Annotated in this window: 12 protein-coding genes and 1 other RNA gene; 10 read left to right on the forward strand and 3 right to left on the reverse strand. The window is 60.3% G+C overall.

Features of this window, described 5'->3' with window-relative positions; genetic code table 11:
• The first annotated feature begins 175 nt into the window (after positions 1-175).
• From pgsA to ACZ41G_RS02875, 6 genes are all read left to right on the forward strand, one after another.
• On the forward strand, positions 176-817 hold the full coding sequence (gene pgsA, locus ACZ41G_RS02850) for a CDP-diacylglycerol--glycerol-3-phosphate 3-phosphatidyltransferase (protein ID WP_304325718.1): 642 nt from the start codon (positions 176-178) through the stop codon (positions 815-817).
• Positions 818-1366 carry a CinA family protein gene (locus ACZ41G_RS02855; RefSeq protein WP_464145840.1) on the forward strand — a complete coding sequence of 183 codons (549 nt, stop codon included), beginning with the start codon at positions 818-820 and terminating at the stop codon, positions 1364-1366. It abuts the gene before it with no gap.
• 66 nt (positions 1367-1432) lie between these two features.
• Positions 1433-1948 (forward strand): helix-turn-helix domain-containing protein, encoded by a 516-nt coding sequence (locus tag ACZ41G_RS02860; protein ID WP_033505278.1) that lies wholly within the window; start codon positions 1433-1435, stop codon positions 1946-1948.
• Between the two features lie 236 nt (positions 1949-2184).
• A complete protein-coding gene (locus tag ACZ41G_RS02865) occupies positions 2185-2433 on the forward strand; it encodes a DUF3046 domain-containing protein (RefSeq protein WP_464145842.1) in 249 nt (82 codons plus the stop codon).
• 223 nt (positions 2434-2656) lie between these two features.
• Positions 2657-3847: a recombinase RecA gene (recA, locus tag ACZ41G_RS02870; RefSeq protein ID WP_464145844.1), complete on the forward strand. Its 1191-nt coding sequence runs from the start codon at positions 2657-2659 to the stop codon at positions 3845-3847.
• The gene (locus ACZ41G_RS02875; protein WP_464145846.1) at positions 3844-4572 is read left to right on the forward strand and encodes a regulatory protein RecX; all 729 of its coding nucleotides are present in this window, start codon (positions 3844-3846) and stop codon (positions 4570-4572) included. The genes recA and ACZ41G_RS02875 overlap by 4 nt, the downstream gene beginning before the upstream one ends.
• Before the next feature lie 740 nt (positions 4573-5312).
• Here ACZ41G_RS02875 and rnpB read toward each other — a convergent pair.
• An RNA gene (gene rnpB / locus ACZ41G_RS02880) (RNase P RNA component class A) lies at positions 5313-5664 on the reverse strand.
• Positions 5665-5847: 183 nt separating this feature from the next.
• Between rnpB and hpf the strand changes: the two genes are divergently transcribed.
• The 3 genes from hpf to trpD all read left to right on the forward strand — a co-directional run bounded on the left by hpf (position 5848) and on the right by trpD (position 10999).
• Positions 5848-6522, forward strand: coding sequence for a ribosome hibernation-promoting factor, HPF/YfiA family (gene hpf / locus ACZ41G_RS02885; RefSeq protein WP_026650462.1), 675 nt, complete (start codon positions 5848-5850; stop codon positions 6520-6522).
• A 223-nt stretch (positions 6523-6745) separates the two neighbouring features.
• Complete coding sequence (gene secA, locus ACZ41G_RS02890; protein ID WP_464145849.1) at positions 6746-9625, forward strand: preprotein translocase subunit SecA; 2880 nt, start codon at positions 6746-6748, stop codon at positions 9623-9625.
• Between the two features lie 324 nt (positions 9626-9949).
• Complete coding sequence (trpD, locus tag ACZ41G_RS02895; RefSeq protein ID WP_101452192.1) at positions 9950-10999, forward strand: anthranilate phosphoribosyltransferase; 1050 nt, start codon at positions 9950-9952, stop codon at positions 10997-10999.
• Between the two features lie 324 nt (positions 11000-11323).
• On the opposite strand, the gene ACZ41G_RS02900 is transcribed toward trpD, so the two are convergent.
• Complete coding sequence (locus ACZ41G_RS02900) at positions 11324-11896, reverse strand: hypothetical protein (protein ID WP_412171090.1); 573 nt, start codon at positions 11894-11896, stop codon at positions 11324-11326.
• Positions 11897-11948: 52 nt separating this feature from the next.
• Here ACZ41G_RS02900 and ACZ41G_RS02905 point away from each other — a divergent pair, with 52 nt between their 5' ends.
• On the forward strand, positions 11949-12668 hold the full coding sequence (locus tag ACZ41G_RS02905) for a lysophospholipid acyltransferase family protein (RefSeq protein ID WP_464145851.1): 720 nt from the start codon (positions 11949-11951) through the stop codon (positions 12666-12668).
• Here the strand turns inward: ACZ41G_RS02905 and ACZ41G_RS02910 are convergent.
• Positions 12649-14910 carry a protein kinase domain-containing protein gene (locus tag ACZ41G_RS02910; protein WP_464145853.1) on the reverse strand — a complete coding sequence of 754 codons (2262 nt, stop codon included), beginning with the start codon at positions 14908-14910 and terminating at the stop codon, positions 12649-12651. The genes ACZ41G_RS02905 and ACZ41G_RS02910 overlap by 20 nt on opposite strands.
• Positions 14911-14970 lie beyond the last annotated feature (60 nt).

Below are 14970 nucleotides of genomic sequence, written 5' to 3' on the forward strand. Positions count from 1 at the left end.
TTGAAGACACGGCGGCGGGATTTGTGCGATGCCGGTGGCACCATAGAGGTGTCTTCGACATCGCACAGACACTTCAGGCACGGGCACGGATACCCTGGCCGGACGCGCCAAGCCGTCAGTGAATTAACAGCTTGTTGTCATCGTCCGGTAGTGCAGTAGAGGTAAGGTGAACGGTATGCAGACTGAACAAGAACACAAGGTATCGCTTCTGGACGGCTGGAACAGCCCTCCGAACATAGTCACTTATACGCGAATCGTGTTGGTGCTGGTCTTTCTCGGCATCGATATCGCCGCCGGCCCGTGGGGTTCACATAGCCACGGCCTGCGGTGGACGGCCGCGATTCTGTTCATCATCGCCGCTTCGACTGACAAGCTCGACGGGTGGATGGCCAGAAAATACAACCAGGTCACCGAGCTGGGTAAACTCATGGACCCGATCGCCGACAAGCTGCTCACCTGCTCAACACTGATTGTTGCCTCCGCATTCGGCGAGGTCTTCTGGTGGGTGACCATCCTGTTCCTCATCCGTGAAATCGGTATCACCGTGATGCGCTTCTTCGTCATCGACACCGGCGGCAAGGTGATCGCGGCGGACAAGGCAGGCAAGTACAAGACACTGTGCCAGTGCATTGGCTTGGGCATGCTGCTGGTTCCGGCGTACACGTTCATCACGAATGCCACCGCGCTGAATGTCTACACTTTCATCACGAACTTCCTGATCTACGTGGCGCTGTTCCTGTGTCTGTATTCAGGGGCGCTGTACGTGTACCGCGTCGTCAAGGCGCGTCGGGGTGCCGCGCAGGCCACGGAGCACTGAATGCCGGTCACGGGGTATGGTTTGGCGCAGCGTGACGGGCTCGCCGTGCAGGTGCTGGAGTATTGCAAGCGCCACGGCGTGAAGATTGCTGCCTCCGAATCGCTGACGGGCGGTCTGCTTGCGGACGCGTTCGTACGTATTCCGGGCGCGTCCGAGGTATTCCTCGGGTCTGCAGTCACCTATGACATCCGCGCGAAGGCGAAGATTCTCGGCGTCGATGCCTCGTTGTTGGCTCGTGAAGGTGCGGTGCATCCTGAGGTCGCCCGTCAGATGGCCGCTGCGACCGCCCGCCTGTATGATCAGCCGGAGTACGGGGGCCGTGTGATTGGTCTGTCCACCACCGGGGTCGCCGGTCCCGGGCCTGACGGGGACAAGCCCGCTGGCCTTGTGTATATCGGCTGTTCCCTTCCGGCCGTGTTGACGGATGGGAAGCGCACCGAATCCGCGGTGGAACTGCATTTGCACGGCGATCGCGGGCAGGTGCGCGAACAGACGGTATGGCACGTATTGAACAATGTGAGGCAGCTCACAGTTGGGCTACAGGAATAATTTCGCCGCACTCCCGGTTGTTCATGGTGTAGAAAAAACGACACGAAGCCGAAAGGGGTTGCGCAGATGGAAACGATGACCCAGATCAATCAGATGACGGAAACCAAGGCAGTTCAGAATTCCCAGATTCGTGCGGGGCAGGCGGCGCGTATGCGTGATTTGACGCCGGCCCAGCGTCGTGCTGTGATGTTCGCGCAGCAGCAGGTGCTGCGTGCGCGTGCCGCAAAGAAGGCGAAAGACGAGCGTCAGTCGGCGCTGTCTCGCATGTGGCAGGAGGAAGACGCCGAGCACACCAAGCCGCATGCCACGATCCGCAAGCATGAGGAGACCTCGCAGCTGAAGGATGTCTCCCTGCGTGAGGCCATTGGCCATGTGTTGCGCGATTTGCGCACCCGTGACCATAAGACCTTGCGCGAGGTCAGCGAGAAGGCCGGCGTCTCTCTCGGCTATCTTTCCGAGGTGGAGCGTGGCCAGAAGGAAGCGAGTTCGGAGCTGCTCAGCTCGATTGCAGCTTCACTCGGCTTGAGCACCGCGCAGATGTTGCGTATGGTGGCTGATTATCTCGATTCGGTGCATGCCTGATCGATGGGTATTAGCCGGGCGACGGCGAAGAATCGCCGGTTGACGGTTTGTTAGAAAACGCGGGCGCTTCCTGCCGATTACGGCGGGAGGCGCCCGTTTTGTGCGTGCGGTTTCGGCGGCGCGGATGTTCCCTGGCACAGGCGGATGCGTGGAGGCAGGTGTGCAATTGGAAGAGGCAAGTACAAAAGCGGGCGGTCGTTGATGGGCTTGTAGCCCGGTTGTGCGAGACTTGCTGCGTGCGTGAACGTGAATTCTGGCAACTGTTGGAGGAGGTGTTCGGCCGTGTGTATGGTCGGAGCCTGTCCAAGGATCAACGGCTGCCCAAACTGGGCGATATGACGGTGGTCGAAGCACTTGCCGCGGGGGAGGAGCCCCGCGTCGTGTGGAATGTGCTGTGCGACCAGATGGATATCCCTGATTCCAGGCGTTGGGGGAAGAACCACAACGCGCCGCCACTGCCCGCCGGTCGGCGGCAAGGCAGGTGACGTGCATTCAGCTTGCGCTGCCCGGCGGGTGGTATTCGAACATTTGTTCGCATGATGCGGTATAGTGATAACTGCACGACACGATTCCGTGACGGGATGCCCTGAGGCCTTGGCGCAGAAGGCAATGCAACCTTTGACCACATTGCCGGTGCAAGGTGGAACCATCGGCGTGGTTCACGTAGCGTGGAAATCGTCGCTGAAATCGTGAAGATAAGGAGAACACATGGCACAGCAGACAAAATCGGCCAAGGCGGCGGGCGCCAAAGCTGGCGGGGCCGCCCAGGAATCCGGGGCTCACGAGATCGATCCCCGGCGTAAAGCCGCATTGGACACTGCGCTTGCGCAGGTGGAGAAGAGCTTCGGAAAAGGCTCGGCAATGCGTCTGGGTGATCGTCCGGAGCAGAATGTTGAAGTAATCCCCACTGGTTCACTTGCGCTTGACATGGCCCTCGGCATCGGCGGGTTGCCGCGCGGCCGTATCGTGGAGATTTTCGGACCGGAATCTTCCGGCAAGACCACGCTTGCACTGCATGTTGTCGCCAACGCACAGAAGGCGGGCGGTGTCGCCGCGTTCATCGACGCCGAACACGCATTGGATCCGGTGTATGCACGCCATTTGGGGGTGGATACCGATTCACTGATCGTATCCCAGCCAGACAACGGCGAGCAGGCATTGGAAATCGCGGATATGCTCATCAGGTCTGGTGCGCTTGACGTGATCGTCATCGATTCTGTGGCCGCGCTGGTGCCTAAGGCTGAAATCGAAGGCGATATGGGCGACAGCCATGTCGGTCTTCAGGCGCGTTTGATGAGCCAGGCGTTGCGCAAGATGACCGGCGCCCTCGCGCAAGCCAACACCACGGCGATTTTCATCAATCAGTTGCGCGAGAAGATCGGTGTGTTCTTCGGCAATCCGGAAACTACCACCGGCGGCAAGGCGTTGAAGTTCTATTCGTCGGTGCGTCTTGACATTCGTCGTATTCAAACCCTGAAGAACGGGGACGAAGCCGTCGGCAGCCGTACCAGGGTCAAGGTTGTCAAGAACAAGATGGCGCCGCCATTCAAGTCCGCCGAGTTCGACGTGCTCTACGGCGAAGGCATTTCCAAGGAAGGCTCGATCATCGATATGGCGTTGCAGAGCAATGTCATCAAGAAGTCGGGCTCCTGGTTCACCTACAACGGCGACCAGTTGGGTCAAGGCCGTGAGAACGTGCGCAAATATCTCAAAGACAATCCCGAGCTGTCCGACGAGATTGAGACCAAGGTCAAGGAGGCGTTCGGCCTGAGTGAGCCGACTGACCAATTCGCGGAAGGCGATGAGGCGGCAGCGGCCGCCGCGCCGACAAGTGGCGCGGCTGGCAAAGCGGCTGCTGCCGATTCTGCGGCGGCATCGAAAAAACCTGACGTCCGATGATCGACGCCGAAGCGTTTATCGCGCGACATGGTACTCCCATCGCCGCGCATGATGCCGTATCAGACGTGGCGATGGGGGTACCTCGGCCGGATGTCCTCGAAGATGCGAACGACGGGCATCCGGAAGACCATAATCAACACGATGCTAGGCCACATGCGCGGAGTTGGGCGCGCGGAAAAGCCAAGCGGGCCGGAAGGTCGTGGGTCCGGGGCGCCGGGGCCAAAGGCGTTGCCGCATCTAAGGAAGGGCCGAGCGACCCATGTGATGAGGATGCTTGCCGGGAAGCGGCATTGCGTCTGCTGGACTGTGCGGATCGTTCGAGCGCGGCGCTGCTGGAGCGTCTTGTCCTCAAGGGGTACGACGAAACCGTTGCCGACGCTGTCGTAGCGAGATTGCGTGAAGTCGGTCTTGTCAACGACGAGGAATACGCCAGGTCAGTGGTCAGGTATTGCGCCGGGCGCATGCTGGGGGAGCGCGGTACGCTGCTTGAGTTGTCGCGCAAACGCGTTGACCGAGCACTGTCTCAACAGGTGGTCGGCGAAGCCCGTGAAGCCGGCGTATTCGTCGATGCGGCTTGGGAGCTCGGGCGTAGCGTCGCTGCTCGTACAGCGGGGCTTGATTTGCAAGTCAGGCGGAGGCGGTTCTGGGCTGCCGGCGGGCGCAAAGGTCATAGTCCTGACATCCTGCGGGACATATCGCACAGCCTGTTCGACAAGGATGCCTGAAGAGGCATGCCTGATTCTTGTGGAATCACAACCGCGATGCCCGGATGCGCCAGCTAACGGCGTGTCCGGGCATTGCGGCTCTCGGCGACCGCGTCTCGTCATGTATCTTGACGTGGTCGAGGTGGTGCGCGTGGCGGGGTGCATCGTAGCTGTCGGCGTGCTCGTCTCGTCTTTCTATTTGCGACTGATGACGGATGCATGCGAGTGGGGGCCGTCGAGTGTGAGGACGGTCGCGTACGAAGAACAGTGCTCGGTGAAATCGTATGCAAGACCACGAGTCGGTGTGAGGACGGTTGCGCACGAGGACGGTCGCGCACGAAGACCGTCGCATGTGAAGTGGGTCGCGCACGAGGATGGTTCGCGCACAAGCACGAGGATGGTTCGCGCGGGCCGTCGGATTTCGCTGACTGCCGCGATTCTCCGGTTGTACCTGCATCGAGGCCATACAGGTCGGCATTGTCAGCATGCGCCGTCTCACCGAAAATCCCTCTGCTTCTGCCGACGCTGAGGGAGTCGTGGGTGTCGGTAGAAGGTTGTGTCGACTCTGGATGGCTTGTGAGCGTCGGCAGAAGGTGTGATGCACGGTTTGCGAGCTGCAGGAGCGACGGCGTCGGAACGTGTGTTGGCCTATACGCCCCGATACCCGATATACCGATATCCGATATACCGATACCTGATACACCGACGTGCCAACTGCTGCCGGATACAACAAGACCCGCCTAAGTGGCGGGTCCTGGAAGTTGACGAGACCCCACATACCCCGGGTTCTGTCGTGTGTCTCCACACGGATGGCCATCCATCTCGACCTGACGTTGCCGCCAGGCTCTAGCAGCCTACCCGAAGACATGGGCGAGCAACCCTTGACGTCTTCTGCTTGGCCTTGCTCCCGATGAGGCTTGCCATGCGGCCGCTGTCACCAGCGGCCCGGTGGTCTCTTGCACCGCCGTTTCACCCTTACTCGGCCGAAGCCGGGCGGTCTGTTCTCTGTTGCGCTATCTCTCAGGTCACCCTGGGCGGATGTTATCCGCCATCGTGCTCTATGGAGCCCGGAAGTTCCTCAGTCATATTGACCGCGGCCATCATGGGGTCTCAGAATCACCATTATAAGCACACGCCCGATACAGCACGATGACGAGAACAATTCCGACACCCGAGAGCGAATTGTCTTCACTTTGCGAAGTATTCGGCTACAATAAGACATACCCGGACGGCGAAGACGCAGTTCGGGACAACCCACACACAGCGGGTAACACCGCTTGAGGCTAGGAGGTCCACATGGAAATCGTCATCACCGGACGCCACACGCAGGTCAGTCAGAAATTCCGTGACGTCGTTGAAAGCAAGATGAATCGTGTGACCGCAATCGCTCCGGACGCCCAGCGCGCTCAGATTGTCGTGACCCACGAGGGTAATCCGCGTCAGGCAGATACCGCCAAGCGTGTTGAGATCACCGTGGTGGCCGGACGCACCGTAGTCCGCGCCGAAGCGTCGAGCTCCGATGAGTATAGCGCTCTCGACATGGCTCTGGACAAGCTGACGCTCCGTCTGCGTCGTGCCCGTGATCGCCGCAAGGATCACCGTCGTGGTTATGTCAACCCGGTTCCGGTCGATCTTGGACCGGTTGAGACCCCGGATGAGGAGGAGCCTAAGGAAGAGGAGCCGAACAACAGCCCGCAGGCTGCGGTGGCATCCGATTTGGGTCCGGGTGAATCCGTTGAGGTCCAGGTTGGCGACACGCCGATTGTCATCCGTCGCAAGCTGCACATCGCTGAACCGATGAGCATCGACGAGGCCCTGTATGAGATGGAGCTGATCGGCCACGACTTCTTCCTGTTCGTCAACAAGGAGACTGGTCGTCCGTCGGTGGTCTACCATCGTCACGGCTGGAGCTACGGCGTCTTCGAGATCGACACCGCCGAAAACGTGGCCAAGGCCAAGAAGGAAGCCTGAACACTGGCCGCTCGATAGCGGTTCTGCAGAAATATAGCGACGGGAGCCCGCGTTGCAGTGCACGCGGGCTCCCGTCATGCCGGCCGGGCGCACGACCCGCCCATGTCGGCGCAATTGGAGCAGGGGAGTGTAAAATCTCCTCCGTCGCGTACTATGGGATGAGTTGTGTGCGGACTGGGTAGCCCGCCGCGCTCGTCGTGCTGAATGAACTAGGGAGCGAAACGTGGTAAACATCGTCGACAAGGCCCTACGCATGGGTGAAGGCCACCAGCTGAAGAAGCTGGAAAACGTCGCGAAGGCGGTGAATGCGCTTGAGGACGAGATATCGGCCCTCTCCGACGAGGAACTCAAAGGACAGACCGCCAAGTTCAAGCAGGAGCTTGACAACGGCAAGAGCCTTGACGACATTATGCCGGAGGCGTTCGCCACCGTACGTGAGGCTTCGAAGCGCACACTGGGCATGCGTCACTTTGACGTGCAGCTCATGGGCGGTGCGGCATTGCATTGGGGCAATATCGCGGAAATGAAGACCGGCGAAGGCAAGACCTTGGTCGCAACCCTGCCGAGCTACCTCAATGCGCTCGAAGGCAAGGGCGTGCATGTGGTCACCGTCAACGACTACCTCGCAAGCTACCAGAGCGAGCTTATGGGCCGCGTCTACCGGTTCCTCGGTATGAGTGTCGGCTGCATCGTCACCGATCAGAAGCCGCCGGAGCGCCGCAAGCAGTACAACGCCGACATCACGTATGGCACGAACAACGAGTTCGGTTTTGATTATTTGCGCGACAACATGGCGTGGGATAAGAGCGAGCTTGTACAGCGCGGCCACCATTATGCGATCGTCGATGAGGTCGACTCCATCCTGATCGATGAGGCCCGTACCCCGTTGATCATTTCCGGCCCGGCTGAGGGCGACGTCACCAGCTGGTACCGCAAGTTCGCCCGTCTGGTCCCCAAGCTCACCCGTGATGAGGACTATGAAGTCGACGAGAAGAAGAAGACCGTCGGCATCCTTGACCCGGGCATCAGCAAGGTCGAGGATTACCTCGGCATCGATAATCTCTATGAGCCCAGCAATACCGCGCTGATCGGCTACCTGAACAACGCGATCAAGGCTAAGGAGCTCTTCCTTCGCGACCGCGACTACGTGGTCACCCACGGCGAGGTGCTCATCGTCGACGAGCACACCGGCCGTATCTTGCCGGGTCGCCGCTACAACGAAGGTCTGCATCAGGCCATCGAAGCGAAGGAAGGCGTCGAGGTCAAGGCCGAGAACCAGACCTTCGCGACCATCACCTTGCAGAACTACTTCCGCATGTATGACAAGCTCGCAGGCATGACCGGTACCGCTGAGACCGAAGCCGCAGAATTCATGGGCACCTACAAGCTCGGCGTGATTCCGATCCCGACCAATAAGCCGATGATCCGCAAGGACCAGGACGATCTGATCTTCCGCACGAAGAAGGAAAAGCTGCACGCGATTATCGAGGACGTCGCCAAGCGCCATGCCAAGGGCCAGCCGGTTCTGCTGGGCACCGCATCGGTTGAATCCTCCGAAGTCGTCTCCTCGCTGCTTGATGTGGCGAAGATTCCTCACCAGGTGCTCAATGCGAAGCATCATGCGAAGGAAGCCGCGGTCGTCGCGGTCGCCGGTCGCAAGGGCGCAGTCACGGTTGCCACCAACATGGCCGGCCGTGGTACCGACATCATGCTCGGCGGCAACGTCGAGTTCCTCGCCGATGCCAAGCTCAAGAAGGAAGGCTACTCGCCCGAGGACACCCCGGAGGAGTACGAGAAGCGTTGGCCCGGCACGCTGGCCGAGGTCAAGGCACAGGTCAAGGACGAGCATGACGAAGTCGCCAAGCTGGGCGGCCTGTACGTGCTCGGCACCGAACGCCATGAGTCTCGCCGTATCGACAACCAGCTGCGCGGCCGTTCCGGCCGTCAGGGCGATCCGGGCGAATCCCGCTTCTACCTGAGCCTCGAGGACGACCTCATGCGTCTGTTCAACACCCAGCTGGTTGCGCGTGTGATGTCCCGCGGTCTTCCGGAAGGCCAGCCGATCGAATCGAAGAGCGTGTCCAAGGGCGTGCGCAACGCGCAGAAGGCCGTCGAATCACGCAACTTCGAAATCCGTAAGAACGTCCTCAAGTATGACGACGTGATGAACAAGCAGCGCAAGGTCATCTACGCCGAGCGCCAGGCCGTGCTCAAGGGCGAAGACATCCACGAGGACATCCTGCGCTTCATTGACGAGACCGTCGCCAGCTACATCCGTGGCGCAAACCGTGGATCCGCCAAACCTGAGGATTGGGATTGGGACGGCCTGTTCAAGGCGCTGTCCCAGATCGTGACCATCACGGTTGATGAGGACGAAGCCAAGAAGGCTGTGAGTGGTCTCAAGGGCGACAAGGCCTCCGAGGCTCTGCGCAAGCTCATCGTTGATTCCGCCAAGGAATCCTATGTGAAACTGGGCGAGAAGCTCAGCGACGAGGCGCTGCACCAGCTGGAACGCCGTGTGGTTCTCGCCGTGCTCGACCGTAAGTGGCGCGAACACCTCTACGAGATGGATTATCTCAAGGACGGCATCGGCCTGCGCGGTATGGGCCAGCGCGACCCGCTGGTCGAATACCAGCGCGAAGGCTACCAGATGTACAACCAGATGATCGAGGCGATCAAGGAAGAGACCATTCAGCTGCTCTTCCACGTCGACATTCAGGAAGTCGCACAGAACGAGGACATCTCGAGCGAGCATGATGAGGATGTTGCTGTGGACAAGGCCGAAGCGGCGGTTGGCATCACCTCGACTGACGCCGAGGACGAGCCTACGGCGGTCAGCTCCGCTCCGGAAGATCCCAGCGAGTCCGACGAGACGGCGGATGAGGATGATGCGGCCGAGCATCGCGAGCCCGGCGTCGTCGGCCCTGCACCGATCAGCCACGAGGATGTCAAGCTGCCCGCCAGCAAGCGACCCAAGAGCGACGAGCTCAAGAGCCCGTGGGCGGACGGCCGCACCTTCCCGGGTACGCCGAAGAACGCGCCGTGCCCGTGCGGCTCGGGGCGCAAGTACAAGATGTGCCACGGCCATAACGAGAAGGCCTGATTGCTTCGAATAGCGCTCGGTGTGATTTGATTCACGGACGGCGGCGTCATCATGGAAACCCATGGTGGCGCCGCCGTCCGTTTGCATATGCGGACGATATGTATTTACTCGGACGATATGTATGCGAATGATGCACATCTGCACGTCCCTGAACATCATCCGCCGCGCCAGCGGTGCCGGTCAACCCGGCTTGACTGCCGCAATTGCCCTGACATCGCACGAATTTCCGGTAGAAGCCTCAGAATGTGGACGTTTACAAGGCAGAACACATGAAATCGATACAATAAGCCACAAACAATAACATCAGATGCACAGGAGGGCATGATGACCGAGATCACTTGGAAATCGATTCTCGCAGAACTCGTCAACGGCAATCATTTGAATGCGGACGAGTCCTGGTGGTTCGTCAACGATCTCATGAACGGCAATGCCAATCCTGCATGCGTCGGCGCCGTCCTTGCAACCCAGCAGCAGCTTGGCCTGACCGCGAACGAAATCGAAGGCGCAGCAAAGGCAATGGTCTCTCACGCCGTGCCGCTCAACGTCTCAGGCGAAACCACCGATATCGTCGGAACGGGCGGCGACAAAGCCGCAACCGTGAACCTGTCGTCCATGGGAGCTGTGGTTGCCGCGGCGGCCGGCGTCAAAATCGTCAAGCACGGCAATCGTGCCGCATCGTCGAAGTGCGGTTCAGGCGATGTCATTGAAGCCTTGGGTGTTCCGCTTGATCTCGCTCCGGAAGCAGTGACGGAAATCGGCGATGAAATCGGCATCACCTTCGCCTTCGCCAAGACTTTCCACCCAGCCATGCGCTTTGTCGGCCCGGTCCGCTCAGCGCTGGGAATCCCGTGCGTATTCAACGTGCTGGGGCCGCTGACGAATCCGGCGAATCCGAAGCATGTCGCCATCGGTTGCGCAGACCGCACATTGAGCCCGCTGATGGCGCAAGTGTACGCCAATCGCGGCCAAAGCGGCATGGTGTACACCTCGAGCGAAGGCCTTGACGAGATGGCTCCGACCGGCCCGGTTTCCGTGTGGCTGATTGCAGATGGCAAGGTCACGGCCACCGAATTCAATCCCATCACCGAGCTTGGCCTTGACCCGGTGACCCCTGAACAGCTTCGCGGCGGCGAGCCTGAGCTCAATGCCAGCATTTTCAGGGACTTCCTTGATGGCAAGCCGGTTGCTTCGCGGACGACCGCGTTGCTTAACGCCGCTTCCGCCATCGTCGCCGACGGCCATCTCATCGCCGATGGGTCGCTTACTGATCGCTTCCGTCAGGCGTACGGACTTGCTCAGGAAGCCGTTGATTCCGGCAAGGCGAAGGACCTGCTGGAGCGTTGGGTCAAGCTCGCGCAGTCCAAGCGAGCATGATTCACGCCGTGGTGCGGCTATGACGTGGCGTGTGACGCGCCGGCCAACGAGACAATCGACAGCCAGCGTCACACCCCACGGCGGCATGGGTGTGACGCAGTGACATCAACCCTGTCGTTGGCAACCCTGTCGTTGGCGCAGCCGCGGTGCTAGTCCGTGTATGTATCCGACCTCCGGATGCACATCATCTTCGAAAATACATCACCTTCGGATACATATCAGAGGGGCTGTCCGGGAAACCTCCGGACAGCCCCTCTGGATTTCCGCACAAGTCTAGGCGTTTCCCCTAGCCGGGTGCGTGCGTTCTTGCTTTCACCCGTTCAGTCAGACGCGGGCGCCATCATCGAACGGATTGTCGTGATGGGCATGCCCCCGTCGGCTCGCCGCCAATCCGGCAATGCCAAGCAGCAGGCAAATCGCGCAGACCGTCCCAATAATTCCCGTGAATTTGGGCACAAGCACCGAGGCGATGATTCCCAACATGCCGATGACTGTCAACGCGGTGAACAGGATGGTGCTGTGCGGTGTGGGCGTGAAGGAGGTGGGCGGCACAAAGCGGTCGCTGTATCGGTCCATCACGTCATCGGTGTCCAACCAACTTGAGCTCGTGTTGTCTCGCGGTCCGCGGCCGGCCCCGATGGCGTCGTCGGTGAAAGTGCCCTGATCGAGGTCATCGACCGAAAGCAGCGCTTTCTTCTCAGCACGGCGGGCGTGTCGTTCGAATCGTTTCGCATTTCGAGACCGCTCCACGTCCTCGAGATCGCGTGCGTGATCGTGAGCGAACGCCTCCCATGCTTCGTCAAGCGGCTCGCCGGAGGAGGAACCGTCCTTCGAACCGTCACCGGACCCGTGTGTTGGATGCTCTCCTGACGCATTGGTATTGTTGTGCTCAGTCATAGGTACCACTGTAAACGAGCGTCAAGTCAAGTCGCTGGGAGGGAGAGCCCTCGTGCTCTACTGGTTTTTCGTCCGGACCTTGGGTCCGATTGCAAGGCGTCGGTTCAATCCAACTGTCGAAGGGCTTGAAAACATTCCGCGCAAGGGCGGGGCGATTATCGCGGCGAATCATCTTGCCGTCATTGACGACGCGTTGTTGCCGATGACATGCCCTCGCATGATTCATTTCATGGGCAAAGCTGAATATTTTGAAGGCAAGGGCATCAAAGGCCGGTTCAAGAAGTGGTGGTTTACGTCGGTTGGTGTGTTCCCGGTGGACCGCTCTGGAGGATCGAAATCCTTGGGGGCGTTGAACCATGCGAAGGAGATTCTTGAGGACGGGCATTTGTTCGGCATCCATGTCGAAGGCACCCGCAGCCCCGATGGCAGGCTGTATCGCGGGCACACTGGTGCCGCTCGTCTCGCGTTCGAAACCGGTTGCCCGATTATTCCGACGGCGATCATCGGCTCTCGCGACCTGCAAAAGCCCGGTCAGGTGATTCCAAACAAAGGCAAATCGAAAGTGATATACGGTGCGCCGATTCCGGTCGTGCGCAAGGACCCGCAGGATGTGACGCATGAGGAGCTGCGTGAGCTGACTGATCGCGTGGTTCGCGCCATCGCGCAGATGAGCGGGCAGGAGTATGTCGACGAGTATGCGCAGACCGTCAAGGCAAGGATGAAGGCCGAACAGGAGGCGCAGTCCGCGGCGGTCACACCACAGTCAGAGTGATCACGGTCTTGTTGCCGTTCGCGTCCCGGACACGCACCTGCTGGCCGGCGGACGGCGACTGCAACCGCACGGTGTGGGTCAGGTCGCCGAGCGGGGCGCTGACCTTCACCTCCAAACCGAGCGCTTGCAAGGCCGCAGTCGCATCGCTGGTGCTTTTGCCGGTTACATCAGGTAGCGTCACCATCTGTGGGCCCTTGGAAACCACGACGTCGACGGTGTCTCCCCAGTGCAGTTGGGTGCCGACCGTCTGTGATGCCGAGATGATGTTGCCGTTTGGCACGGTATCGCTGTATTCCTCGCTGTAGGTGGCCTTGAGCTGCAAGCTGTCGAACAAAGCCTGCGCTTCGTCTTTGGTTCTGCCGACGACATCCGGCATATTGACCGGCATCGGTCCCAAGGAGAGTTTCACCACCACGCTGTCGTTATGCTCCATCGTGGTGCCTGGGTTGGGGGAGATGCTCAGCAGGGCGTTCTTTGGAACGGTCAGCGAATACTCGTCATCGTTGATGTTATGCGAAATGTTTGTGAAGCCAGCCTTTTCGAGGGCTGTCAGGGGGTCCTTGCCGTTGTCGGTCGATGGGTCGGTGATATCTGAGGGGATGGTCGCCTGCCGCACGCCTTTGGACACGGTGACTTTCACATTGCCCGCGCTGCGTTTGCTGATATGCGCGCCGACCGTGGACGGCGTGGTTGAGATGATGTCGCCCTCTTCGACGGTATCGCTGTATTCCTGGGCGACGGAATAGGGGATTCCGGCGACGTTGAGAGTGCTGCGGAATGAGCTCCAGCTGACATTCTTGATGGTACAGGTCTTGCCTGTCTTGCATGTCAGGTCAGTGGGTTTCGGCATGGTCCAGTAGCTGCCGGGGCCCAGATAATACCACCATGCACCGCATCCTGCGCCGGCGGCGAGCATGACGGCCATGATGGCGGCGACGATGATCGGAACCTTGCTGCGCCGCCGCCCGCCACGGGAATGCTCCGCAACGCCGGAAGGTTCGATATCCGATGTGTCGGTTGTGGTGATTGCCTGGGTGAAGGCGTCCTGGCTGGTGATGCTGCGCGGCTTCCTTGCGGCGTTCGGGTCGGTTGCAAGGATGCGGGTACGCGTATCCGGCGTGTTAGCGGCGCCGGATCGCCCGTCCGAAGGTGTTGTGGCAGATGTGTCGGAGGACATGTCGGCGGATGCCGTCGCGGACGTCGCTGCGGATGACGACGGTGCCGGCGGCTGCGGCGGGTAATCCGACTGTGCCACTGCCGTTGTTGATGCCGCGGCATCGTGCCCGCCTTCGCGGCGCGAGGCGACCAAGCCGTTGGGCGCCAACGGGGATTCGCCGTCGCCGGTGGATTCGTCGCGCATAGGATCGTCCGACCGCCGGTACAGCCAAGCCTCCATCGGCATCCCGGAAATCACTGTGCGCAGGAGTCGTTGCGCTTCCATGGCGTCCGCCGGCCTGTCCTCAACCGAACGTGCCGTCAGTTGCGCGATGAATTCGGAGACGGACGGTTCGATGCCCGGGCAGCGGGTAATCACCGGGGGAACGTCCTCGTGCACATGTTTGAACACCATCGTCACCGGGTTATCCGACTGGAATGGCGGCTCACCGGCAAGCATCTCCCAGGCCACGATGCCCACTGAATACAGGTCGCCCTGAGGCGTGGCCTGGTTGTTCTCGATCATCTCCGGTGCCAGATAGGCTGCCGTGCCCAACAGCATACCCGTCGTGGACAGCGTGGCCTGCGACGCGGCCTTCGCCAGCCCGAAATCGGTGATCTGGACATGGCCGCGGTCGTTGAGCAAGATGTTCTCCGGCTTGATATCCCGGTGCACGACGCCTGCGCGATGCGCGGCTGCAAGCCCGTCCAGCGTCTCCGCGACGATACGCAGGGTCTCGCGCACGGTGAACGGCCCCTGCTGGTTCATCTCATAGCGCAGATTGACGCCATGAACGTATTCCATGACCAGATAGTTGCGGCCATCAACCTCCCCGGTGTCGTAGACCTGGACGATATGTGGGTTTGCAATGGCCGCCGCGGACCGAGCCTCACGGTGGAATCGTTCCACGAACTGTTCGCGATGCGGCCCCTGCGCCAGCTGTGCATGCATCACTTTGACGGCGACATGCCGGTCAAGACGCACATCAATCGCCTCATACACGGTCGCCATGCCGCCGTCGGTGATTTTGCGCACGATACGGTACCGGTCGTCGATGATCTGCCCTTCGTTCGCAGTTTCAGTCATGTTCGCAGGCCCTTTACTCAATGGTGATGACACTAGTCTACATGCCTCGGGCTACTCGCC

This window comes from Bifidobacterium porcinum (assembly GCF_055378475.1).

Bases quoted from the DNA above. Each gene is read 5' to 3' on its own strand.
- ACZ41G_RS02910 (WP_464145853.1), bottom strand. From the start codon at position 14,910: ATGACTGAAACTGCGAACGAAGGGCAGATCATCGACGACCGGTACCGT.
- ACZ41G_RS02900 (WP_412171090.1), bottom strand. From the start codon at position 11,896: ATGACTGAGCACAACAATACCAATGCGTCAGGAGAGCATCCAACACAC.
- hpf (WP_026650462.1), top strand. From the start codon at position 5,848: ATGGAAATCGTCATCACCGGACGCCACACGCAGGTCAGTCAGAAATTC.
- recA (WP_464145844.1), top strand. From the start codon at position 2,657: ATGGCACAGCAGACAAAATCGGCCAAGGCGGCGGGCGCCAAAGCTGGC.
- ACZ41G_RS02855 (WP_464145840.1), top strand. From the start codon at position 818: ATGCCGGTCACGGGGTATGGTTTGGCGCAGCGTGACGGGCTCGCCGTG.
- pgsA (WP_304325718.1), top strand. From the start codon at position 176: ATGCAGACTGAACAAGAACACAAGGTATCGCTTCTGGACGGCTGGAAC.
- ACZ41G_RS02860 (WP_033505278.1), top strand. From the start codon at position 1,433: ATGGAAACGATGACCCAGATCAATCAGATGACGGAAACCAAGGCAGTT.
- trpD (WP_101452192.1), top strand. From the start codon at position 9,950: ATGACCGAGATCACTTGGAAATCGATTCTCGCAGAACTCGTCAACGGC.
- ACZ41G_RS02875 (WP_464145846.1), top strand. From the start codon at position 3,844: ATGATCGACGCCGAAGCGTTTATCGCGCGACATGGTACTCCCATCGCC.